This window comes from Methylocystis suflitae (assembly GCF_024448135.1).
GTDB classification, from domain to species: Bacteria; Pseudomonadota; Alphaproteobacteria; order Rhizobiales; family Beijerinckiaceae; genus Methylocystis; species Methylocystis suflitae.
Genome location: NZ_JAMRYX010000053.1, coordinates 21,494 through 44,506, shown reverse-complemented (window position 1 = coordinate 44,506; position 23,013 = coordinate 21,494). Strand labels below are relative to the sequence as shown.

22 protein-coding genes and 1 pseudogene are annotated in these 23,013 nt (G+C 62.9%); 18 read left to right on the top strand and 5 right to left on the bottom strand.

The annotated features are described in order from the left end of the window. From NEI07_RS04415 to glyS, 4 genes and pseudogenes are all read left to right on the top strand, one after another. Window positions 1-213 (top strand): annotated as a pseudogene (locus NEI07_RS04415) (hypothetical protein); the annotation flags it as partial. Window positions 214-314: 101 nt separating this feature from the next. Next, window positions 315-716, top strand: coding sequence for a hypothetical protein (locus tag NEI07_RS04410; protein WP_256032987.1), 402 nt, complete (start codon window positions 315-317; stop codon window positions 714-716). A gap of 138 nt (window positions 717-854) precedes the next feature. Then, window positions 855-1,817: a thioredoxin-disulfide reductase gene (gene trxB, locus NEI07_RS04405; RefSeq protein WP_256032986.1), complete on the top strand. Its 963-nt coding sequence runs from the start codon at window positions 855-857 to the stop codon at window positions 1,815-1,817. Window positions 1,818-1,979: 162 nt separating this feature from the next. Then, window positions 1,980-4,385 carry a glycine--tRNA ligase subunit beta gene (gene glyS, locus NEI07_RS04400; protein ID WP_256032985.1) on the top strand — a complete coding sequence of 802 codons (2,406 nt, stop codon included), beginning with the start codon at window positions 1,980-1,982 and terminating at the stop codon, window positions 4,383-4,385. A gap of 131 nt (window positions 4,386-4,516) precedes the next feature. Here the strand turns inward: glyS and NEI07_RS04395 are convergent, their stop codons facing one another. After that, window positions 4,517-5,746 carry a penicillin-binding protein activator gene (locus tag NEI07_RS04395; RefSeq protein WP_256032984.1) on the bottom strand — a complete coding sequence of 410 codons (1,230 nt, stop codon included), beginning with the start codon at window positions 5,744-5,746 and terminating at the stop codon, window positions 4,517-4,519. A gap of 179 nt (window positions 5,747-5,925) precedes the next feature. Between NEI07_RS04395 and rsmI the strand changes: the two genes are divergently transcribed. Both rsmI and NEI07_RS04385 read left to right on the top strand, forming a co-directional pair. Then, entirely contained in the window at window positions 5,926-6,840 is a 915-nt protein-coding gene (gene rsmI / locus NEI07_RS04390) for a 16S rRNA (cytidine(1402)-2'-O)-methyltransferase (protein ID WP_256032983.1), read from the top strand. Between the two features lie 161 nt (window positions 6,841-7,001). Further along, a complete protein-coding gene (locus NEI07_RS04385) occupies window positions 7,002-7,382 on the top strand; it encodes a YraN family protein (protein ID WP_256032989.1) in 381 nt (126 codons plus the stop codon). Between the two features lie 15 nt (window positions 7,383-7,397). Here NEI07_RS04385 and NEI07_RS04380 read toward each other — a convergent pair whose 3' ends face one another. Further along, complete coding sequence (locus NEI07_RS04380) at window positions 7,398-8,144, bottom strand: metallophosphoesterase (protein WP_256032982.1); 747 nt, start codon at window positions 8,142-8,144, stop codon at window positions 7,398-7,400. Window positions 8,145-8,364: 220 nt separating this feature from the next. Here NEI07_RS04380 and NEI07_RS04375 point away from each other — a divergent pair, with 220 nt between their 5' ends. The 10 genes from NEI07_RS04375 to ung all read left to right on the top strand — a co-directional run bounded on the left by NEI07_RS04375 (window position 8,365) and on the right by ung (window position 17,702). Continuing rightward, window positions 8,365-10,011, top strand: a complete 1,647-nt coding sequence (locus NEI07_RS04375; protein WP_256032981.1) for a multiheme c-type cytochrome — start codon at window positions 8,365-8,367, stop codon at window positions 10,009-10,011. Between the two features lie 260 nt (window positions 10,012-10,271). Continuing rightward, on the top strand, window positions 10,272-11,240 hold the full coding sequence (gene haoB / locus NEI07_RS04370) for a hydroxylamine oxidation protein HaoB (protein ID WP_256032979.1): 969 nt from the start codon (window positions 10,272-10,274) through the stop codon (window positions 11,238-11,240). Window positions 11,241-11,688: 448 nt separating this feature from the next. Then, window positions 11,689-12,039 (top strand): hypothetical protein, encoded by a 351-nt coding sequence (locus tag NEI07_RS04365; protein ID WP_256032978.1) that lies wholly within the window; start codon window positions 11,689-11,691, stop codon window positions 12,037-12,039. 346 nt (window positions 12,040-12,385) lie between these two features. Then, window positions 12,386-13,129 carry a protein TolQ gene (tolQ, locus tag NEI07_RS04360; protein WP_256032977.1) on the top strand — a complete coding sequence of 248 codons (744 nt, stop codon included), beginning with the start codon at window positions 12,386-12,388 and terminating at the stop codon, window positions 13,127-13,129. 2 nt (window positions 13,130-13,131) lie between these two features. Then, complete coding sequence (locus NEI07_RS04355) at window positions 13,132-13,581, top strand: ExbD/TolR family protein (protein WP_018407708.1); 450 nt, start codon at window positions 13,132-13,134, stop codon at window positions 13,579-13,581. Between the two features lie 68 nt (window positions 13,582-13,649). Further along, on the top strand, window positions 13,650-14,747 hold the full coding sequence (locus NEI07_RS04350; RefSeq protein WP_256032976.1) for a cell envelope biogenesis protein TolA: 1,098 nt from the start codon (window positions 13,650-13,652) through the stop codon (window positions 14,745-14,747). Between the two features lie 282 nt (window positions 14,748-15,029). Continuing rightward, the gene (tolB, locus tag NEI07_RS04345; RefSeq protein ID WP_256032974.1) at window positions 15,030-16,349 is read left to right on the top strand and encodes a Tol-Pal system beta propeller repeat protein TolB; all 1,320 of its coding nucleotides are present in this window, start codon (window positions 15,030-15,032) and stop codon (window positions 16,347-16,349) included. Between the two features lie 32 nt (window positions 16,350-16,381). Further along, window positions 16,382-16,678, top strand: coding sequence for a nucleotidyltransferase family protein (locus NEI07_RS04340; RefSeq protein WP_256032972.1), 297 nt, complete (start codon window positions 16,382-16,384; stop codon window positions 16,676-16,678). Further along, the gene (locus NEI07_RS04335; protein WP_256032971.1) at window positions 16,678-17,037 is read left to right on the top strand and encodes a HepT-like ribonuclease domain-containing protein; all 360 of its coding nucleotides are present in this window, start codon (window positions 16,678-16,680) and stop codon (window positions 17,035-17,037) included. The genes NEI07_RS04340 and NEI07_RS04335 overlap by 1 nt, the downstream gene beginning before the upstream one ends. Beyond that, window positions 17,034-17,702: a uracil-DNA glycosylase gene (gene ung / locus NEI07_RS04330; RefSeq protein ID WP_256032970.1), complete on the top strand. Its 669-nt coding sequence runs from the start codon at window positions 17,034-17,036 to the stop codon at window positions 17,700-17,702. The genes NEI07_RS04335 and ung overlap by 4 nt, the downstream gene beginning before the upstream one ends. Window positions 17,703-17,732: 30 nt before the next feature. Here ung and NEI07_RS04325 read toward each other — a convergent pair whose 3' ends face one another. Together NEI07_RS04325 and NEI07_RS04320 are read right to left on the bottom strand one after the other, a co-directional pair. Beyond that, complete coding sequence (locus NEI07_RS04325; protein ID WP_256032968.1) at window positions 17,733-18,377, bottom strand: glutathione S-transferase family protein; 645 nt, start codon at window positions 18,375-18,377, stop codon at window positions 17,733-17,735. A gap of 20 nt (window positions 18,378-18,397) precedes the next feature. Next, on the bottom strand, window positions 18,398-19,507 hold the full coding sequence (locus NEI07_RS04320) for a calcium:proton antiporter (RefSeq protein ID WP_256032966.1): 1,110 nt from the start codon (window positions 19,505-19,507) through the stop codon (window positions 18,398-18,400). A gap of 179 nt (window positions 19,508-19,686) precedes the next feature. Between NEI07_RS04320 and uvrC the strand changes: the two genes are divergently transcribed. Then, a complete protein-coding gene (gene uvrC, locus NEI07_RS04315) occupies window positions 19,687-21,672 on the top strand; it encodes an excinuclease ABC subunit UvrC (protein ID WP_256032965.1) in 1,986 nt (661 codons plus the stop codon). 28 nt (window positions 21,673-21,700) lie between these two features. Here the strand turns inward: uvrC and NEI07_RS04310 are convergent, their stop codons facing one another. Beyond that, window positions 21,701-22,114, bottom strand: coding sequence for a lysozyme inhibitor LprI family protein (locus NEI07_RS04310; protein ID WP_256032964.1), 414 nt, complete (start codon window positions 22,112-22,114; stop codon window positions 21,701-21,703). 47 nt (window positions 22,115-22,161) lie between these two features. Here NEI07_RS04310 and NEI07_RS04305 point away from each other — a divergent pair, with 47 nt between their 5' ends. Continuing rightward, a complete protein-coding gene (locus NEI07_RS04305; protein ID WP_256032963.1) occupies window positions 22,162-23,007 on the top strand; it encodes a YihY/virulence factor BrkB family protein in 846 nt (281 codons plus the stop codon). The last annotated feature ends 6 nt before the right edge of the window (window positions 23,008-23,013 follow it).

The following is a 23,013-nucleotide window of genomic DNA, read 5'->3' as shown; positions in this document are numbered from 1 at the left end:
GGCGGGTGGGGCTGGCGACGCCCGTGGGCGCGTTCTTACTGGCCGTGGTATGGCGCGGGCCTGATCGGAGCGGGATACGGTGTGGGTTGGGGTTCGCCCTATTATTCCAACATCGGCTACGGCGGCTGCTATCAGCTTTGCAACGTGTGGACCAATTGGGGCTGGCGGCCCCAGTGGGTGAACGTCTGTCAGAGCGGCTGGGGCGGCTGGTGAGGCGACTGGGGCTGGTAAACCGATCGCTTCGCATCAGCCTTTTGAGACATGAACGCCCTTCCGATTTCGGCAGGCGTTCATGCGCCGAGGGAGGAGCTGGAGTGTCTAAGACGATCACAGCGGCGGCCGCGACCGGCGCTCTGCTCTTTGGCGTGATGGCCCATTCCGGCGCCTCCCAGGCGCAGCGATGGGACGGATGGCATGGCTTCGGCTGGGGCGGCGGCGGCTTCAATGGCGCGATACTGCCCGGCGTCGGCTGGGCCGGCCGTTGGGGCGGTCGGGGCGGCTGGGGCCGGCCCGTAGGCTGGGGCCAGCCTTGGGGCTGGAGCTATTACCGCACAGACCTCCCCGCCTATTCGCCCGGATACGGCGCGGGATATGGTTGGGGCTGGCCCAGCTACGCCAACGCCGGCTATGGCGACTGCTATCAGCTCCGCAGGGTGTGGACCCATTGGGGCTGGCGACGCCAATGGATGAACGTCTGCCCGGGTTGGGGCTGGTAACACGCGGCGGCCTGCTTAAGCGCCCTTCCGATTTTCCGGGAGGGCGTTTTGTATTGGCGCCTCGCCGGCCGCCCGGATCGGTTGCGGCGACGCTGATAATGGCTAGATTGCGGGCGTCGTCACTCGCGAGGCCACCTCATGCCGCAGCATGCGCGCGTCATCATTATTGGGTCCGGCCCAGCCGGCTATACGGCGGCGATCTACGCCGCGCGTGCGCTGCTCGAGCCGATGCTTATCGCCGGCTTCGATCAGGGCGGCCAGCTCATGATCACCACCGAGGTCGAGAATTACCCGGGCTTCGCCGAGCCGATCCAAGGCCCCTGGCTCATGGAGCAGATGCGCCTGCAGGCCGAACATGTCGGCACGAAGCTCGTCTCCGATCATATCGTCGAGGCGCATCTCGACGAGCGGCCGTTCAGGCTCACTGGAGATTCGGGCAAGTCCTACACTTGCGACTCGCTCATCGTCGCGACGGGCGCCAAGGCGAAGTGGCTCGGTCTGCCGAGCGAGGAAAAGTTCAAAGGCTTCGGCGTCTCCGCCTGCGCAACCTGCGACGGATTTTTCTTTCGCGGCAAGAGAGTGCTTGTCGTCGGCGGCGGCAACAGCGCGGTCGAAGAGGCGCTGTATCTTTCCAATCTCGCGTCGCATGTGACGATCATCCACCGCCGCGACGAATTCCGCAGCGAGCGCGTATTGGTGAAGCGTCTGCTCGCGCAGGAAAACGTCTCGATTCTCTTCAATCACGTCATCGACGAGATTGTCGGCGACGAGAACCCGCTGAGCGTCACCGGCGCGCGCGTCAAGAATGTCGCAACCGGCGCGATCCACACGCTTGAGGCGGATGGCGTCTTCGTCGCCATCGGCCATTCGCCGGCGTCGGAACTCTTCCGCGGCCAGTTGACGATCAAACCGTCCGGCTACATCGCCGTCGAGCCCGGATCGACGCGCACCAGCATGCCGGGCGTCTACGCCGCCGGCGACGTCGCCGACGAGGTCTATCGTCAGGCCGTCACCGCGGCGGGCCTCGGCTGCATGGCGGCGCTGGAAGTCGAGAAGTTTCTGCTCGATGCGCCGAAGTCGGCGGTCAAGGAAATCGCCTGAGAGAGTTCCCTCCCCCCGCTTGCGGCGGGGATGAATCACGAGGTTTTGCGCAATCTCGAAAGCGTTGTGGACACGATCTGCGCAGCGCTCTACCAAACGATAGAGCCCCCCACCCCTAACCCCTCCCCGCCGCAGGCGGGGCGAGGGGAATAGACTGCGCGAATGTCCGATCTCCTTCTCGAACTTTTCTCCGAAGAAATTCCGGCGCGCATGCAGCGGCAGGCGGCTGACGACCTCAAGCGGCTCGTCACCAATGCGCTCGTCGATCGCGGCCTGACTTACGAAGGCGCCGCCGCCTATGCGACGCCGCGCCGTCTCGCGCTGCAAGTGGTGGGCCTGCCGTCGCGCCAGCCGGATCTGCGCGAAGAGCGCAGAGGCCCGCGCGTCGGCGCGCCCGAGGCGGCGGTCGCCGGATTTCTAAAAAGCGCCGGCCTCGCCTCGCTCGATCAGGCGAGGATCGAGAAGGACAAGAAGGGCGCTGAATTTTATCTCGCGGTCATCGAACGCGCGGGCGCCGAAACCATCGACGTGCTCGCCGAGATTCTGCCGGCGATCATCAAGAACTTTCCTTGGCCGAAATCGATGCGCTGGGGCGCGGCGTCCGAGCGCGGAGATTCGCTGCGCTGGGTGCGGCCGCTCCATTCCATTGTCGCGACCTTCGGACCGGAGACGGAATCTCCCGAAATCGTCCGCTTCGAAGTCGACGGAATCGCGTCTGGCAATGTGACCCACGGCCATCGCTTCCTGGCGCCGCAGCCCATTCGCGTGAAACGCTTCGAGGATTATGCGCTCTCGCTCGAGCGCGCCAAGGTCGTCATCGATCCGGCGCGCCGGCGCGACATCATTCTGCATGACGCAAAGGATCTCGCCTTCGCGCAAGGGCTGGAGCTTGTCGAAGACGCGGGCCTGCTCGAAGAGGTCGCGGGCCTCGTCGAATGGCCGGTGACGCTGATGGGCGCCTTCGACGAGAGTTTCCTCTCCATTCCGCCGGAAGTCATTCGGGCGACGATCCGCGTGAATCAGAAATGTTTCGTGCTGAAGCGACCTCGTGCTTCGAGGCTCGCTTCGCTCGCGCCTCAGCATGAGGTCGCGGAGGCTGCCAGTCGCCCTCATCCTGAGGCGCCGGCGCAGCCGGCCTCGAAGGACGAGGGCGAACTGACCAATCGCTTCATCCTCGTCTCGAACATAGAAGCCTCCGACGGCGGGGCGACGGTCGTCGGCGGCAATGAGCGCGTCATCGCCGCGCGTCTCTCGGACGCGAAGTTCTTCTACGAGACCGATCTCAAGACGAGGCTCGAAGAGCGTCTGCCGAAGCTCGACGCTATCGTCTTTCACGAAAAGCTCGGGACGCAGGACGATCGCGTGAAGCGCATCGCGGCGTTGGCGACAGAACTTGCGCCGATCGTCGACGCCGATCCTGAGAGAGCCGAGCGCGCGGCGACGCTCTGCAAGGCCGATCTCGTTTCCGAGATGGTCGGCGAGTTTCCTGAATTGCAGGGGCTGATGGGCCGCTATTACGCAAGCGCGCAAGGCGAAGACGCCAGCGTCGCCGCGGCGATCGAGGAACATTACAAGCCGCAGGGGCCGAACGACCGCATTCCGACCGATCCCGTGTCGATCGCTGTGGCGCTTGCCGAAAAGCTCGACACGCTCGTCGGCTTCTGGGCCATCGACGAAAAGCCGACGGGCAGCAAGGACCCTTACGCGTTGCGCAGGGCGGCGTTGGGCGTCATCAGGATCGTGCTGGAGAACGAGCGGCGACTCGAATTAATCCCCATCCTGGGAAGTCATACTGCGCGCGTTCACATCGACATCCATTTTGAGAAGCTGAAGGGACAGATTCGCATTGCAAATGAGATGCCTAAGGCGGGCTTTTCGATGGAACAAAAGGAGCGGCTTGTCCAAGAATTACTCTCTTCAGCCGATCCGGAAAGAGCTGCAGAATTTCTAGACGCACGCGTTCCGGGTGCGTGGCAGGAGAGCTTCGACCTCCTCGAATTTTTCATCGATCGCCTGAAGGTCTACTTGCGCGACAAGGGGGCGCGACACGATCTGATAGATGCGGCGCTTGGCGCCGTCGCTTTCGCCGACTCCGATGAGGAGCAAGCGACAGGCGCGCCGCTACAGGACGATCTGCTCATGATCACGCGCAAAGTCGAGGCGCTCGACACATTCCTTGCAACCGACGACGGCAGGAATCTGCTCGCCGGCTACAAGCGCGCCAGCAACATCCTGAAAGCCGAGGAGAAGAAGGACGGGCCGGACGCCTATGCGCGTCGCCACGCGCCGAACCTGCGCATCGAGCCGCAAGAGCATAAGCTCGCCGCGGCGATCGCCCGTGCGCGCGAAGAGACCGCCGAACATCTTTCGAAGGAAGATTTCGCCGGCGCCATGCGCGCGCTGTCAAAACTTCGCGAACCGGTCGACGTCTTCTTCGACGATGTGACGGTCAACGCCGACAACGCCGATCTGCGGTTGAACCGGTTGCGCCTCCTCGCCGAGCTGCGCCGCGTGATGATAGGCGTCGCCGATTTCGGCAAGATCGCGGGAGAGACGGGGACGGCGTGAAATATTTCCTCATCCTGAGGAGCAAGCGAAGCTTGCGTCTCGAAGGACGAGGAAATCAGGGACGTTCTTGAAATTCGCCCTCGTCCTTCGAGACGCGCCTTTCAGGCGCTCCTCAGGATGAGGGCGAATACTTACGCCCCATTTCCGGTGAAATTACGCGGCGCGGGCGAGATGATCTTCGCCGAACCGCCGCCGATCTCGAGCACCGATAATCCGCGTTCATTGCCGCCGTCCGGCTTGAAGCGGAAGACGCCGTCGGCGCCGTTGAAGCCGGAAGGATTGGTCAGCACGCTTTCCGAATAGCGCTGCGATCCTTGCGAGCGCGACAGCGCGATAGCGAGCGACACGGCGTCATAGGCGAGCGTCGCGACGCGCGCCGGGTCGGACCCGTATTTGGCCTTGTAGCGCTGCGCGAAAGCGTTGAAGCCGGCGTTCTCCGGCGCCGTGAACCAGGCGCCCTGCAGCGCCGGCAGGCTCAGCGTGCGCGCGTCGTTCCACAGGCCCGTGCCGAAAATCTGCACCTTCTTGGAGTCGATGCCATTCGCCACGAGCTCCTTGGACACCGCCTGCATCGCCTCGGCCTGCTCGGGAATGAACAGCGCGTCGAACTGATCGCGCGCGGCGGCCAAACGTTTCACGGAATCGCCGGGCGCGCCGGGCTTGTAGCGCTCGATGACCGGCACGCGAATCCCGTAAGTCGCGGCGCTCTGCTGGAACTGCGCCATGGCCAGCGTGCCGTAGTCGTTTTCGGGCACCAGCGCCGCAATCGATTTCTTGCCGTGCTGCGACGCGTAGCTGACGCCGCGGTCGACATAGCCCTCCACCGGGAAGGACAGCAGATAGCTGCCGCGGCCCGCGGCCGAGGAGTCCGTCGAAAAGGCGATCATCGGCTTGTTGGCGGAACGCGCGACGCGGCTGGCCTCCTTGACGCCGGCGCCGAACACCGGACCCAGGACGACCTCGGCGCCCTCGTTGATCGCCGCCTGCGTCGCCGCGGCGGCGCCGGACGGCGTCGAGCGATCGTCCTTGACGAGGATCGTCACGTCATTGGCGCCGCTGTCTGCATAGGCGAGCTTTGCGGCGTTGAGCAGCGACGCGCCGACGGAGGAAGGACCTGAAGGGCCCGTCAGCGGCACGATCAGCGCGATTTTCACCGCGCCTGTTCCTATCGTCTCGCTTTCTGCGGGGGCGATCTGGGTCGCGCCGCTGAGCTTTAGATCACGCACGCCAGGCGCCCACGGCCCGCTCGTGGGACTGCAGGCGGCGAGCGTGGCCGCAAGGCCGACGAGCGCAGCGCGCTTCGCCACGGCCCCGCCGCGCGGGAACGCGCCGGCGCGCGCGCGAGAAGACAATATCGACATGAAAACCCCCTGCGCGCCCAGGGCTCCCGCCATGGCGCGGCTATTCCGCGCTAAGGGTCCGAGTCCCTAGCCGAAAGTCAATAGACGGTCCATTTGGAGGAATTGCGGCTGGCGTGCAGTTGGCGCTTGTCCTCTTAAACGAACATCTAGTATCTTAAAACGAACAAAGAGCGACGCGCATGACCATCGAGGCCATTTCTCCGCCTGCTGCGAGCTATACCGCCTTCGGCCTGCGCGCCGAAGCCGAGAGAATCGAGCCGGGACTGCACCTTGTCGCGACTCCGATCGGCAATCTGAAGGACGTTTCGTTTCGCGCGCTCTCCACCCTCGCCGCGGCGGACGCGGTGGTCGCCGAGGACACAAGGGTCACCAAGACGCTGCTCGCCCATTACGGGATTTCGACGCCGCTGATCGCCTATCACGAGCATAACGCCAGGGTGATCCGCCCTCACCTTTTGGCGCGGCTCGAGGCGGGGGCGAAGCTCGCGCTCGTCTCCGACGCCGGCACCCCGCTCGTCTCCGACCCCGGCTTTCGCCTCGTTCAGGAGGCGCTCGAGAAAGGCGTGCATGTGACGTCAGTGCCCGGCCCTTCCGCCGTGCTGGCGGCGCTGGTCGTGGCCGGACTGCCGACCGACCGCTTCTTCTTCGAGGGGTTTCTGCCCCACAAAAGCGGCCCGCGGCGCGCGCGGCTCGCCGAACTCGCCCAGATTCCCGGAACGCTGGTGTTTTTCGAAAGCCCGCGCCGATTGGTCGAGACGCTCGCCGATTGCGCGGCGATCCTCGGCAAACGCAATGCTGCGATCGCCCGCGAACTGACCAAAATGTTCGAATCGGTCCGGCGCGGGACGCTCGACGAACTCGCGGCGACGCTCGCCGAAGAGGAACCGCCACGGGGCGAGATCGTGCTGCTCGTCGCCCCGCCCGGCGCCGACGCGGCGCAGACCGCGGCCGCCGATCTCGACGCCAAAATCGAAGAGGCGCTGATTGCGCATTCGGTGAAGGACGCGGCGAGCGTCGTTTCCGCGGCGACCGGCCAACCGCGCCGACAAGTCTATGCGCGGGCGCTGGAGCTGGCGGCGGGACGCGCGAAGTAAGATGAACTTGCGCCCCCTCCCCAACCCTCCCCGCTGCGCGGGAGAGGGAGTCCGACTCGGGTCCGCGCAATGAAACTGCACAATCTGCGTCGTTAGGGTCCCCTCTCCCGCGCAGCGGGGGAGGGACAGGGAGGGGGCATAGTGATCGCGCTCGTTTCATCATCAGCGAATTGAAGGACGACGCCCGCCGCGCCGCTTATGTCTACGGCCTTCGCGCCGAGACGGCGGCGACGCTGTGGCTGCGGGCGCGGCTCTATCACATCCTGGCGCGCAATTTTCGCGCGCATGGCGGCGAGATCGATATTATCGCGAAGCGCGGCCGCACGATCGTCTTCGTCGAAGTGAAGGCGCGCGGCGCACTTGAAGACGCCGTCATCGCCATCACGCCGCAGAAACACCGCCGCTTCTCGCAGGCGGCAGGTCGCTGGCTCGCCGCGAACCCTTGGGCGATGAATTACACGCTGCGCGCCGACGCGATTTTTCTCGCGCCGCGGCGGCTGCCGCGCCATCTCGAAAACGCCTTCGAGCTGCGCGTCGGCTGACGCCCAAGGCGGACCTCACCAGGTCTGGATAAATCGCCGTTCGAAACCCTCCAGCGCGACCGCCGTGAGCACGCCGCTACTCACGGCGCGGGTGTCGAGATTGATCCGGTTCGGCAAATCCTCAACATCATTATGCGGCGTATGCCCATGCACGATTACCTTGCCAAACGATTCGGCGCAGTCGAGAAACCCTTCACGGATATTCATCAGATCGTGCGGATCTTGCAAATGCAGCGGCCTGCTGCGGCGCACGCCCGCGTGGCAGAAGAAATAGCCGCCATACTCCGCCCACAGCCGCGTTTCCTCGATAAAGCGGCGATGTTCCTGTGGGAAATGCGCGAGAAATTTGACGCGGACCTGCGACGCGCCGCCTTGCGCGACTTCTTCGCCCGCGTCGACGCCGTAAGAATGCAGCGTCGTCAGCGCGCCGTTTTCAACCCAGTCGTCGAGCGCTGCGGCGTCGTTGAGGAAGCGCAGCAGCGCTTCTTCATGATTGCCGCGCAGCGCGACGATGGGCGTTGGGAACTCCCCGCTGGACAAGCGCTTTAAAACACCGTTCGAGCCAAGTCCTCGGTCGATATAGTCGCCGATGAAGACGGTGACCGCCTGCCCGCAGGGACGCGCCCTGAGATCTTCGACCATGGCTTCGGCGAGAACGTGCAGAAGATCGGCGCGGCCATGAATGTCGCCGATCGCATAGATGCGCATGCCGGGCGGCGCCTCGGCGGTTTTCAAAGCGGAGGGGAACCAGCGCGTCGTCATGGCTTCTCCCGAAGTCATCATTTATCGTTAGGAAGCGTTTTGGCGAGCCATAGGGCGCCTGAGGGGGTGGCCTCATCGGCGGGGAAGCCTGTGGTCCTTTCCTCTGGCCGCCTCGGCCCCGACAATGCAGCCAGACGCAGAAGGGGCGAGGGAGAGCATGCTGAATTCACAAAGGGTTTCTCATTACGCGGCTCGCCTCGCGCTGATTCTCGCGTTCGCCGTGACCTTTGTCCTCTGCGCGCCGGTCCTTGCGGATACGCCGGATGAAACCTTCAAGGCGCTGGGTCTTGCGAAGACCGCCTCGCCCAAGGAGCTCTACGACGCGCTGACCAAGCGCTACTACGACGAATCACAAGGCGCCGGCAAAGGCTCTTTCTCGAAATATTGGGAGCCGATCCCAATCTCCAAATATCTCAATCCGCACGACTTCTATAAGCCGCCGCAGACGATCGACATCGACGCGCAGCGCGCGCAATGCGTCGAATGCCACAGCCAAGTGACGCCCGGGTGGACGCACAGCTGGAAGGGCAGCGTGCATGGCAATCTCGACGCGATCCGCAATCTGCCGGACTCGGATGCGCGCGCCTATAAGAAGGCGATGATCACGGAGGTCGAGAATAACCTTCGCTCGATGGGAACGCTCAAAGCAGGCGAGAACCTGAAGGAAGTCGGCTGCATCGACTGCCATATGGGAGTCGGCAAGGATCACGGCCAGCACAAGACCGAATTGCGCATGCCCGACGCCGCGGCCTGCGGACAATGCCATGTGCAGCAGTTCGCCGAACGCGAGTCCGAGCGCGACACCTTCACCTGGCCGCAGGATCAATGGAAGCCCGGCCATCCCTCACACGCGCTGTCGATGAAAGCCAATGTCGAGAACGCGGTGTGGGCGGCGATGGAGCAACGCGAAGTCGCGGAAGGCTGCACCTTCTGCCATACGCCGCAGACGACGTGTAACTCCTGCCACACGCGCCACGAATTCTCGGCCGTTCAGGCGCGTAAGCCGCAGGCCTGCGCCATCTGCCACAATGGCGTCGATCACAATGAATTCGAAGGCTACATGCTGTCGAAGCACGGGACGATCTATCAGACGCGCGGCGACACATGGGACTGGAACGTCCGCCTCGCCGACGCGATGGAAAAGGGCAATATGAACGCCCCGACCTGCGCCTTCTGCCACATGGAATATCAGGGCAAGTTCACGCACAACATGGTGCGCAAGTCGCGCTGGGCCTTCGTGCCGATGCCGAAGATCGCGGAGAACTTGAACCATCCGTGGTTCACGCAGCGCAAGGAATCGTGGGTTTCGACCTGCTCCAACTGTCACTCCGACAGATTCGCCCGCGCCTATCTCGACGGCATGGATAAGGGCATCGTCTCCGGCCTCGACATTACCGAGAAGGCGCGCAGCGTCCTGGTGAAGCTCTACAACGACAAACTGCTGCCGGGTCAGACGACGAACCGTCCGGCGCCGCCTCCGCCCGAGAAGGACGACGCGGGCGGTTTCTTCCAGCTCTTCTGGCAGAAGGGCAACAATCCGAGCGCGATCGAATATGTCTTCGCCGACATGTGGGAGCATCATCAGATCAAGCACTACAAGGGGCTCGCGCATATGAACCCCGGCGGCTACACCTATACCGAAGGCTGGTCGCAGCTCATCGGCGCGGCGGCGAAGATCAATGACGAGGATACGAAGCTGCGCGAAGCCGCGGAAATCCGCGCCGAGCTGAAGCGCATCGCTGGCCAGAAGCGCGGCGACCTCGATCTCGATTCGCCATCGCGCCGCGCCTTCGCGGGCGGCCTCGGACTGCTGGCCGTGCTTGCCGGCGCCGGTCTGCTCATGCGCCGAGGACGCACGGGCGGGTGAGAGAACGGCGTCAAGGCCGTCATTGCGAGCGAAGCGAAGCAATCCAGAATCGTGCCCACGGCTCTGGATTGCTTCGTCGCTTCGCTCCTCGCAATGACGCCATTCTTGCATTGAAATCGCGATTGTCATTCCCGGCGCGCGAAGCGCGACCGCGAATCCAGGGAAGTCTCCGAAACATTTGGCTGCTGCTCTGGATTCCCGCTTTCGCGGGAATGACAATCCGGTGCTGAAACAATCAGAACTCTGGTGGTTAGACGCGCATGACTCCCCGCATTCGGCTCATCGCCGGCGTCGCCCTCATCGTCTTCGGCTTCGCCCTGCTTGCCTGGGCGATCTACGCCGGACTCAATCCAACCGCGCCGTTTGAAACCCGGCTCACGCCGATCTTGGCGGAAGCGGCGAAGGATGCCGAAGGCTTTGGACTGACGCCAGAGCGCCTTCAGCAGATCGGGGTATCGGCGAAGGACGAGCGCGGCCCTATCGCCACTGGCGTCGTCGCGCGCGATGACGCAGGTCGGCTGACGCCGCTCGTGTGGCGCAATCAGGTAACGGAACCGATCTTCTTCGCGGACATTTCCGCAGCCGATGCGACAAAAGTTCTTGCCGCAATCCGCGAACATACGCCGCAGGACGCCGTCGTGCTGGCGTGGTGGGATTTCTCGCGCGCGATCCGGCTTATCGCGGGACGCGAAGCGCCGCTCGACGACGCAGAGGCGCGCGGCCTTCTGTTGCCCGCCGCCTGGTCGGCTGCGGGGGCGGCAGAGCGCGCGCGATGGGGGGCGGGAGTACCGACCTCGTCCGCGAATAGTTTCACGCGTTTCATGGACGCGCTGCTCGAGGCCGATGAGGCGCGCGCCAGCGAGGCGTTGAAAAAACTTGCCGGCGGCAAGCCCGCCTATGTCGCTATGCGCATTTCGGACGCGTGGATGCTCGCCGCCGCACGGCCGCAACAGCTCTCCATCGCCTATAAGGATTTCGCCGCGACCGGCGTTTCGCACGGTCTCATCAAATCCGCGCAACAATGGATGCGCGATCAAAAGATCGAAGGCGGCTTCGCCGTCGAACCGATGGGCGGCGCCACGCGACTGCATTATTTCCAGCGCAAGAGCGACGGCGACAGGCTGATTGCGCGGCTATTGCCGTTCTCGACGTCCCTGCCCTCGCCGCTTACGCGATTTTCCCTCGTCTATCAGCACAAGGGATGGTGGATTTACCGGCTCAACGATTAGTGGGTCAGCACCTTTAGCGCAATGATCGTCCGTCTTGGCGACAGGTCGCCAAGACGGACGATGAACGCTCCTCCCCATCAAACGAATTCGCGCGCAGGGCGGTCGGGGCTCGGGTAATCGCCATGCCTGCAACGCTCCAAGGCAATTTCCGTCTTTATTGCTGAGGCATGCGGCTCGACCTCCTTCGCAAAAAGCTTCTCTACAACGCACGCTTGATCAAACAGATGGTTCGGATGCCCCCAATTCGTGAGCTATATCGGGATTAAAATGGCTTTTTGCCAATAATGTTTACAGTAGATACAAATTGCTATGTTTACATTACCAATATAAATTTCATTATACTGTTAAAATGTTTACATTCTCTTTCATTTTAGAATGCGTTAGCCTCGCATGTGTTCTCGTTGGAGTAACACTGATGTCAAACTGTAATTGCAAGGAGGCTTCTACTATGGCGAATGATCCGTCATCCAATCAAGTTCCTGATTTCACGGTCTCAGGCTTCGCCGCGCAGGGCGGCTCCTCGGAGTTTCAGGCGCTTCTGCCCAATGTTCTGGCGCTGGCCATAAAGTTCTGCGTGAAGGGAAGTTACAATCAGCAGACGCGTCAGCTTTGCGTCGATATTCCCGTGATTGGCACCAAGTGCATTACGATCCCGCTGAGTATTCCGATCAGCGCCAGCATCAAGGTCTGCGGCGAGACCTGCGGGAGCTTTATCCCGCATGGCGTGAAAGTATCGGTGTATATCGACAATAACCCCAACCCCATCTGGTCGGGCGTTATTTGGGGAACTTGCCCCTAACGATCACGCCTGGCGCCTTCGCTCGAGGGCGGAGGCGTCGGGCTCTCTTGCGTATAGCGCTTTAAACAGTGCGGGATTTTCCGCCCAATAGTTGATCGTCGGCTGACGAAATCTCATAGACCGCGCTTGGAGTTCACTCGCCCAGCCCATCGCAAGCGCGAAGCAGGCCCGCAGGACAGCGCAGCGCCCTCCAAACTTCGCTTAAGCCCTTACGGCTTGTTAATGCTCCAGCCCTATGATTTGTTGTGCGCCGCACCGCAGCCCCACAAATGGCGAAATTGCAGGCGATAGACCGGGCGTCGCAGCCAAAGCCGCCGCAGAACGCCTGCCGACTCAAGGACAAATCATGAATCCAGCCGAGATCGCCGCGAGCCCTCTCGCCGCTCCCGCCGCCGACATCACGATTTGGAGCATGTTCTGGGGCGCACATATCGTCGTCAAGATCGTCATGGTCGGACTGCTCGCCGCCTCGGTGTGGTGCTGGGCGATCATCATCGACAAGACGCTGCTTTTCGCGCGCCTGCGCCGCTCAATGGACCGCTTCGAAGAAAGCTTCTGGTCGGGCAATTCGCTCGAGGAGCTGTACGGCAAGCTCTCCGAGCGGCCGCAGACCGGCATGGCGACGCTTTTCGTTGCGGCGATGCGGGAGTGGAAGCGCTCCTTCCAGGGGGGCGCCAGCGCCTCCTTCATGGGACTGCAGGCGCGTATCGAGAAGGTGCTCGACGTCTCGATCGCCCGCGAGGTCGAGAAGCTTGAATCCAATCTGCTCGTGCTCGCGACCGTCGCGTCCGCCGGCCCCTTTGTCGGTCTGTTCGGCACCGTGTGGGGCATCATGACGTCGTTCCGCTCGATCGCGGCCTCGAAGAACACCTCGCTCGCCGTGGTCGCGCCCGGCATCGCCGAAGCGCTGCTCGCCACCGCGATCGGTCTTTTCGCCGCCATTCCGGCGCTGATCGCCTACAACAAGATGCAGGGCGACGTCGCCAAGGCGCAGGCGCGGATGGAAAGCTTCGCCGACGAATTTTCCGCCATCCTGTCGCGGCAGATCGACCAGCACGCGGCCTCATCGAACCGTGATCGCGCGGCGTAGGCATGGGCGCTTCCCTCTCGACCCCGGGACGCAAGGGCGGCAGGCGGCGGCGCGGCGTGCCCCGCTACGGCGCCATGGCCGAAATCAACATGACGCCGTTCATCGACGTCATGTTGGTGCTGCTCATCATCTTCATGGTGGCGGCGCCGCTGCTCGCAACCGGCGTCGCCGTCGATCTTCCGCAGACCAAGGCCGGCGCGCTCAACATCGATCAAAAGCCGGTCTCGATCGCCATCGACGAGAAGGGACAAGTGTTCCTGATGGATCAGCCGGTCGAGACGACGCAGCTGCTCGACAGGCTGAAGGATGCCGTGAAGCAGGGATTCGACGAACGCATCTATGTGCGCGGCTCCAAGGCGGTCAACTACGGCCGCGTCGCCGAAGTGATGTCGCTTGTCATAAGCGCCGGCTACAAGAAGGTCGCGCTGGTGACGGAGCAGGAGAAGAAGTGAGCTGAGCGGAAGTGAAAATTTCGCGCTCCGAACCTGGTTTTCCTCTCTCCTCGGCAATCCACGCAGGATTGCTTCTGGCCGCGTTCGTCCTGTTTTCCGACGCGCGCAAATTCGAAGATGCGGTGGAGATGGTTCCGGTCGACCTCGTCACCGCCAGCGAACTCACGCAGATCATGAAGGGCGAAAAAACCGCGCGCGAGATCAAGCCCGCGCCGCGCGTCGACAAGGTCGCGCCCGAAGTTGAGACGAAGCCCGAGCCGCCGCTCGCGCAGGCCAAGAAGGACATTGCGACGCCGCCCCCCGTAGCGCGTCCGCTGCCGCAGCCGACCGCCGACGATGCGCCGCCGACGCCGCCCAAGCGAGTCGCCGCGCTGCCGCCAAAGCCGGAGCCGCCGCCAAAGCCTGTGGAAAAGCAACCCGAACCGAAACCGGCGGCAAAGCCTAAAGCCGCCGCCCCGGAACCGGAGAAGAAAGAGCCCGAGAAAAAGGAGCCGGACGAAGCGGAAGTCGTGAAGCCAAAGCCGCCCGCCCGCACGAAGCCGGATACCACAGCGAAGGACGCGGCTGCGACGGAGAAACCGAAAGAGCGGCTTAAGATCGACGAGGTGGCGAAGCTCCTCGAGAGCAAGAAGCCGCAAGACAAGCCTGAGCCCGAGACATCGATCGGCGAACTCGCCGAAAAAGCCGTCAAGGAGTCGAAGCCGAAGTCGGGCGAGGAGAATGCGCCGAAGTCGAAATTCGACGCCGCGAGCATCTCGAAATTGCTGAGCCGCGAAGCGCCGCAACGCAAGGCCGCGACCGGCCGAGCGACGCAGGCGGCGGCGCTCGGCGCGCCAACGGGAGCAGCTGCAACGATGTCGGCTTCGATGGAGGCGCGCATCGCCGCCTACATTCACGACCACTATTATCCCTGCTGGGCGTCCGGCTTGTCGCTCGGCGGGCAAACCTATACGCCGATCGTCGAGTTCCATCTTTCGCGCGAGGGCGAACTTGAAGGGCGTCCAAAACTGCTGAACGCCTCGGCGAGTCCGACCGAACACGCCCGCGGCGAGCAAGCGATGCAGGCGGTGCGCCGCTGCAGCCCGATGCGCATTCCGCCCGAGTTCCTGCCCTATTACGAAGAGGCGCTACACGAGGTCACGATCCGCTTCCAGGACGCGAATTAGTGAGCGGCGGCGTTCAAGGCGAACGGATTTGCCCCCACCCTGTCCCTCCCCCCGCTTCGCGGGAGAGGGGACGCTCGCGCGATGCGGATGAAGCGCAAAATCTGCTCCCTCTCCCGTCCGAAGTCGGCTGTTGCCGCCTTCGGAATAGATATGCAAACCGGGAACACCCGGTTTGCGCAGCGGGGAAGGGTTGGGGAGGGGGTCGATGACGCTCCCTCCGACATTATCCATCGCGGCGAAGCGCTACGCTTTCTTCACGCCGATGCTTGAAAGATATCGCCCATGACACGCTGCATCACCCGCCGCGCCGCCGCCGGCCTCATCGCCGGCGCCGCGCTCGCCCCTTTCCTTCCCGCTTCTCTGGCGCGCGCCGGACGCATCATCGATCTCAAGGGCGGCGGCTTTCAGCCGGTCAATATCGCCGTCGCGCCTTTTGTCGGCGACGACGCCGCGCGCACCGTGACCTCGGTGACGCTCAACAACTTCAAACGCTCGGTGTTCTTGAATCCGATCGACCCCGGCGCATTGCCGGCAAACGCCGCCCCGCCGGACGCCGCGCCCCATCTAGCGGCTTTCAAGGCCGTGAACGCGCAATTTGTCCTCACCGGTCGCTCGCAACGCGCCGGCGACGGCAGACTGAAAACGGAGTTCCGACTCTTCGACGTGACGACGGGCGAACAAGTCGCGGGCCAGCAATATGTCACCGACGCCGCCAATATGCGGCGCGTCGCGCATCTTCTCTCAGACGCCGTTTTTTCCCGCATCACTGGCGAGAAGGGCTTTTTCGACACGCGCATCGTCTTCGTCGACGAAACCGGCTCCAAGGACAGGCGCCGCAAGCGCCTCGCCATGATGGATCAGGACGGCGCGAATGTGCGCTATTTGACGCGCGGCGACGAACTCGTCGTCACGCCGCGATTTTCGCCTAACTCGCTCGACGTCACCTACATGTCGTTTGGCGCCGACGGCGACCCCAAAGTCCTGTTGATGAATATCGAGAACAGCCAGCGCGAAGTGGTCGGCAATTTTCCGGGCATGACCTTCTCGCCGCGGTTCTCGCCCGACGGACAGAAGATCATCATGTCGCTGGCGCAGGGCTCGACGACCAATCTTTACACGATGGATCTGCGTTCGCGCACGACGACGCGTCTGACCGACACCTCCGCGATCGACACCGCGCCCTCCTATTCGCCCGACGGCGCGCGCATCGTCTTCGAGAGCGACCGCGGCGGGTCGCAGCAGATATATGTCATGGGCGCGCATGGCGGCGAGGCAAAGCGCATCTCATTCGGCGGCGGCCGCTATTCGACTCCCGTCTGGTCGCCAAAGGGCGATTACATCGCCTTCACCAAGCAGAACGGCGGCAATTTCGCGATCGGCGTCATGAAGATCGATGGCTCCGGCGAGCGCATTCTTACCGAGGGCTTTCACAATGAAGGGCCGACCTGGGCGCCCAACGGTCTCTTCCTGATGTTCTTTCGCGACTCTTCCGGCGGCGGCGGACCGAAAATCCACATGGTCGACGTCTTCGGCCGTTCGGAGACTCAGGTGCCGACGCCAGGCTATGCGAGCGATCCCGCCTGGGGCCCGCTGCAGGATTGAGCAAAGGCGCGCTTTTCGATTAGACTGCCTTTATGAAACGCGTCGAAGCCATCACGCGACTGCAGGAATGCGCGCCAGCCATCAAGGCTCGCGGCGCGACGTCCTTATTCCTCTTTGGCTCCGCCGCACGCGATGAAGCGGCGGCGGACAGCGATCTCGATCTTTTCATCGACTATGATCCGGCCAGCCGATTCAACGCATTTGACCTTGTCGGCATTAAACTTTTTCTCGAGGATGAGTTGAAGACTGCGGTGGATTTGACCACTCGGGACGGCCTGCATCCTCGCCTGCGCCAGGCGATCGAGAAGTCGGCGGTCCGCGTTTTTTAATGGCTCGCGAATTCCTCCACGCCGTCGACGATATTTTGGACGCCATAGCCGGCATTGAGGACGCCACGCGCGGAAAGAGCCTGGCCGACTATCAGCGGCAATGGCTTCTGCGCCATGCCATCCAACGCGCAATCGAGATCATTTCTGAAGCAAGCCGCGCAATTCCAGACGAAGTGAAGGCGACGCAGCCAAACATCCCATGGCGGAGCGTTCGCGCTATCGGCAATGTATTGCGTCACGAATATCAAGGACTATCCGATCAAATCATATGGAATGTTGTGGTCGATGAATTGCCGAAACTCAAAGAGGCGATTACGCACATTCGGAATAAATTCGATACGACCGGCCCTTCAATATGACCAAACCCGTCCGTCTCGAAGAAAGCTGGCGCAAACATCTCGCTGCGGAATTCGAACAGCCCTATTTCCGCGAGCTGCGCGAATTTGTCCGCGGCGAATACGCCGCGCGCCGGATCTATCCGCCGGCGCCGCAGATTTTTCGCGCCTTCGACGAATGTCCGTTCGATAAGGTGAAAGTCGTCATTCTCGGACAAGACCCCTATCACGGCGCCGGCCAGGCCTGCGGCCTTTGCTTCGCCGTCGGCGCGACTACGCCGCCGCCGCCATCGCTGCAAAATATCTTCAAGGAAATCCAAGCCGATCTCGGCCGTCCGGTTTCGCGCGATCCCGATCTTTCGCGCTGGGCGCGACAGGGCGTGCTGCTGCTCAACGCAACGCTCACCGTGCGCGAGAACGCCGCCGGCTCGCACCAGAACAAGGGCTGGGAGCAATTCACCGACGCCGCCATTCACGCGCTCTCGCGCGAACGCGAAGCCGTCGTCTTCATGCTGTGGGGCGCTTACGCCCGGCGCAAGGGCGCAGGGATCGACCGGCGCAAGCATCTCGTGCTTGAATGCGCGCATCCCTCGCCGCTTTCAGCCAACAATGGCTTTTTCGGCTGCAAGCATTTCTCGAAGTCGAACGATTATCTGATCGCGCACGGCGAAACGCCGATCGACTGGTGAGGTTCAAAAAGAGCCGGTTCGGCGAACCTCTCATCTGCTCGCGGCCGCCGCTTCATGAATCTTGAGCAGCTCGTCGTCGGTCTGCGCGACGCGCGCAAAGCATGGACGCGACGTCACGCGCTCGACATATGCGGAGATTTGCGCGCTTTCGGGAACAAGGCCAAAACCGACTGTCCACCGCAGCGCGGCGCCCCAAAGAATGTCGGCGGCGGTGAAGCGCTCGCCGAAGAGATAGGGGCCAGCCGCCAATTGCGCGTTGATCAGCGCCATGACGCTATCGAAATCTCCGTAGGGACTTCTGCTTGTAGGCGCCGGTTCACGCTTCATCGAACGATCGACGATCGCAGGCTCGAACGCCGACCCGTAGAACACAAGCCAGCGCAGATAAGGCCCGCGCAAGGCGTCGCCAATAGCTGGCGCGAGGCCTTTCTGCGGAAAAGCGTCGGCAAGATAGATGAAAATCGCGCCGAGCTCGGTCACGAGCGCGCCCTTGTGAACGATGGCCGGCACCTTTCCGAGCGGATTGACGGCGAGGTATTCCGGCTTGCGTTGTTCGCCAAGCTGGAAATTCAACACGCGCAGCTCGTAGGGAACGTCGAGTTCCTCAAGCAGAGTCAGCACGCTCGAGGCGCGCGTGCGCGGCGCGTAATACAAGATCAGACTGTCGTCGTTCATTGGCGCTCCACGCGTGATGATCAGGGCACGAACAAAAGAAAAATATATGTCGCGAAAACGACGAGATGCACCAGCCCGGTCATGAGATTCGTGCGGCCGGCGCCAAAGCTCACAACGCTGAGCAGCAATGTCAGCAACAGCAGGACGGTGTCGCGCTTTTCGAGACCGAAGACGATCTCCCGGTTCGTCGCGACGCTCAGCAGCGCCACGGCGGGGACAGTAAGCCCGATCGTCGCGACGACAGAACCGAGCGCGCCGTTGAGACTTGTCTGCAGCGCATTGCGCGTCGCCGCGCGTATCGAGTTCATCGATTCGGGGAGCAGGACAAGCATCGCCACAGCCGCGCCGGTCACCCGGTTCACGTCGTCGACGCCTCCCCAGCGAAGCGCCTCTTCGAGACCGGGAATGACGCGCTCCGCGAGAAGCGAAACGCCAAGCAGGCTGGCGCCCAGTCCCACGACTGCGAATATCGCCGCCCCGCGCGAAGGCTTCGCTTCGCCGTGGCCCACGGCGGCGACATGCACGTCGATAAAGTAGGATCGATGCCGTACCGTCTGAATGAAGAGAAACGCGCCGTAAAGCAGCACCGAAAGGATGCTGACGAAAATGAGCTGAGTTGTAGACAGGGTGGGTCCGTAGCTCGACGTCGTGTAATCGGGCAGAATGAGCGTAAGAACAGAAAGCGCGATCAGGATGGCCAAATAGGCGCTCGTCGCCATCGGCTGGATTTCCTGCTCGTGGTGACGGAAGCCGCCGAGCAGAAGGCAAAGACCAACAAGGCCATTGCAAACGATGATGATCGCAGAGAAAACCGCCTCGCGCGCTTCGGTCGGATCCTCTTCGCCATATTCGACCATCGAGGCCATGATGGCGACCTCGATAATTGTCACGGCGATCGTGAGCACGAGCGTGCCATAGGGTTCGCCCATTTTGGCGCCGAGAATTTCGGCGTGCTGCAAGGCAGCGAAGACGGCCCCGATCAACAATGCCGCTGCAAGGGCCGGCGGAACGAAATCGATGGATGCGGGAATTTGCGCGATCCAGCGCGCGCCGAACAGAAAAACGCCGGCCATCCCCAGCGCCAGCGCCGGAAACAGCACCGCACCAACGGTGATCCTCGCCGCCTGCATGCCGTCCTCTGATCGCCGCAGCCCAAGCTTTGCAGGACTGTGGCCAGACGGTCATGCGGGATCAAGGCGGCGACCCGAGGAAATGCGCGGCGAGTCGGGGTTCTACACAGAACTTTGGTCCGGGCGGGCGCCTCCGGCGAGTCTTTCCATCCCGGCCGGCGGCGAATAGATCTAGGGAAATGACCGCTCACGCAAATCCGCGCGATCTCCCCCCTGAAGAAGACGACGTCTTTGACGCGCCCGACGCCGCTGAGGAGGCGCAGGCGGAGCTGTGCGATACGGGAGCCGAGGCGCCCGAAACGCCTGAAAGCGTCAAGCGCGGCGTCGACGTCATCAAGAAGCATTGGCGTCACGCGCCGAACGGGCCCGGCGTCTATCGCATGATCGCCGAAAGCGGCGAGGTGCTCTACGTCGGCAAGGCGAAAAACGTGCGCAAGCGCGTCGCGAGCTATACGCGCCTGGCAGGTCATGTGAACCGCATTGCGCGGATGATCTCGGCGACGACGACGATGGTGTTCATCTCGGTCGAGACCGAAACCGACGCGCTGCTCTTGGAAGCCAATCTCATCAAGCAGATGAAGCCGCGCTTCAACGTGCTGATGCGCGACGATAAATCTTTCCCTTACATTTTGATCGCCAAGGATCATGACGCGCCGCAGATCCTGAAACACCGGGGCGCCCGCGCGCGCAAGGGAGACTATTTCGGACCCTTCGCCAGCGTCTGGGCGGTCAATCGCGCTTTGAATGCGCTGGAGCGCGCTTTTCTTCTGCGGTCCTGCGCGCAGAGCTTCTATGACAATCGCACGCGTCCGTGCCTGCTCTATCAGATCAAACGCTGTTCGGGCCCGTGCACCGGCGAAATCTCGATGGAGGATTACGCCGAGCTCGTGCGAGAGGCGCGAGATTTCCTCTCCGGCAAAAGCCGCGCCGTGCGCGAACAGCTGGCGCGCGAAATGACCGAAGCCTCCGAGCGACTGGAGTTTGAGCGCGCGGCGCGACTGCGCGACCGCATCTCGGCGCTCTCGGCGGTTCAGGGCGCGCAGGGAATCAATCCGCGCAGCGTCGAAGAAGCCGACGTTTTCGCCATCGCCAAGGACGCCGGACGCTTCTGCGTCGAAGCGTTCTTCTTTCGCGCCTATCAGAACTGGGGCAACCGCTCCTACTTCCCCCGCGCTGACGCGACGTTGTCCGAATCCGAAGTGCTCGACGCCTTTCTTGCGCAGTTTTATCAAGAGCACCCTTCGGCGCGCTGCGTCTTTCTCTCCCATCCGATCGAGGACGCCGCGCTGCTCGAAGAAGCCTTAACCGCGCGGCTTGGCCGCCGCGTCGAAGTGCTCGCGCCGCAGCGTGGCGAGAAGCGCGAACTCGTGGAGCATGCGCTCCAAAACGCGCGGCAGGCGCTCGGGCGCAAGCTCGCCGAAGACGCAAGCCAGCAGCGCCTGCTCGCGGCGCTTGGCCAGGCCTTCGGTCTCGTCTCGGCGCCGCGGCGCATTGAGGTCTACGACAATTCCCACATCGGCGGCGCACAGGCGATCGGCGCGATGATCGTCGCGGGCGCCGCCGGATTCATGAAAGCCCACTACCGCACGTTCAACATCAGAAGCGCGGAGATCACGCCGGGGGACGACTTCGGCATGATGCGCGAGGTGTTGACGCGCCGGTTCGCGCGGCTCGCAAAGGATGGTGAGAAAGATCAGGACGGCGACGCTTTTCCAGCAAAACCCGATCTCGTTCTGATCGACGGCGGACGCGGCCAATTCGACGTGGCGCGCGACGTCTTGCGCGGACTCGGAGTCGAAGGGGTCGCGATCGCGTCGATCGCCAAGGGCGCCGATCGCAACGCCGGGCGCGAAACATTCTTCGTCGAAGGTCGCGAGCCGTTTCGCCTGCCGCCGCACGATCCGGCGCTCTACTTTGTGCAGCGCCTGCGCGACGAAGCGCATCGTTTCGCGATCGGCACGCATCGCGCGCGGCGCAAAAAGGAATTCACCAAAAATCCGCTCGATGAGATCGCCGGCGTCGGACCCTCGCGCAAACGCGCGCTGCTCCTGGCGTTTGGGTCGGCGAAGGCTGTCTCGAAAGCCGCGCTTTCGGACCTCGAGAAGGTGCCTGGCGTCAACAAGGCCACGGCGCGGCTCGTCTATGAGCATTTCCAGCGCGAGTAGCGCCGGTCGAATGCCCGCGAACAGCGCGCTACTGACCGCCGCAGGAGACGTCGCCTTCTTCGCAGGTGAGCTGATGCTGCAACCGTTTCGTCTGCTGCTCGGTCACATCGGTAAGACATTGCGCCACGACCATGCTGTGAATGCTGCCGCCGATTGTCCGCAGCGTCTCAAAGGCGCATTGCGCATCCCGGTAGGCGATCCAGGATTTTTGCGCCTCCCGTAATTTTGACTGCCCCGCCGCGCTGATCTTTTTCAGCAATTTGGCGTAGACGGCGTTGAGTTCGGCGTCGGCCTGTTTGAAATTCTCTCCCGCGCACAGATTGAGGTCCGTCTGAGAGCCGCGACCGTCGCAGTCCTTCGCGAGCGCCCAGCTCGTCGAATGCGCCAGAACGACAAAAGCCGCGCTGATGGCGGCGGCGCGCCGTAAAGGAAAGATTCTCATTGGCGGATTCTCCTCTATTCGGGATAAGGGCGCTATCATGGGTTGGCATGCGAAAGCTTTTTCGAATTTTTTATCACGCCTATCTCAAGTTTGACCGCGACGACGGTTGGGCGGTCACGAGCTATATCGCGCTCGCAATCCTGACTTCGCTGTTTCCGTTCCTCATCTTTCTGACGGCGCTCGCCGGCTTTTTCGGCTTGGGGCAGGAAGCGGACGCGGCGAGAGAGCTGCTCTTCGACACATGGCCGCCGAATGTCGCCGGTCCGATTTCCCGAGAGATCAGCAATGTGCTGACGCAGCCGCGCGGCGGGCTGCTGACGCTGGGCGCGATCTTCGCCATATATTTCGCCTCTACCGGCGTGGAGGCGTTGCGGGTCGCCCTGAACCGCGCCTATGACGTCAAGGACAAGCGCCCCTGGTGGCTGACGCGCCTCGAATCGATTCTTTACGTCTTTCTCGGCGCGGCCGCGCTCCTCGCCGTCGCGATCCTGCTCGTGCTGGGGCCTCTGGCGCGCGCGATCGCCGAACGCTACGTTCCCGCCATTGTTCAAGATCTTCAGCCGCTCTACGCGCCGGTGCGCTATGGCGTCACCACCGCCCTGCTGGCCATTGCCCTATATGCGGCTCATAAATTTTTGCCCGCGGAACGGCGGGACCTGACCTTCATCGGCCCGGGCATCGCGCTGACGCTGATCGCGTCGCTCGCGCTCGGCGCCGGCTTCGGCGCCTATCTCGTAAGATTCGCCGGCAGCTATGTTTCGACCTACGCCGGCCTCGCCTCGATCGTGATCGCCATCGTATTTCTTCAGATGCTGGCGGCGATCTTCATTTATGGCGCCGAGCTCAATCAGACAGTCGCAACGGGCGGCAAGAGCCCGGAAAACCAGGGTTAAGCGCAC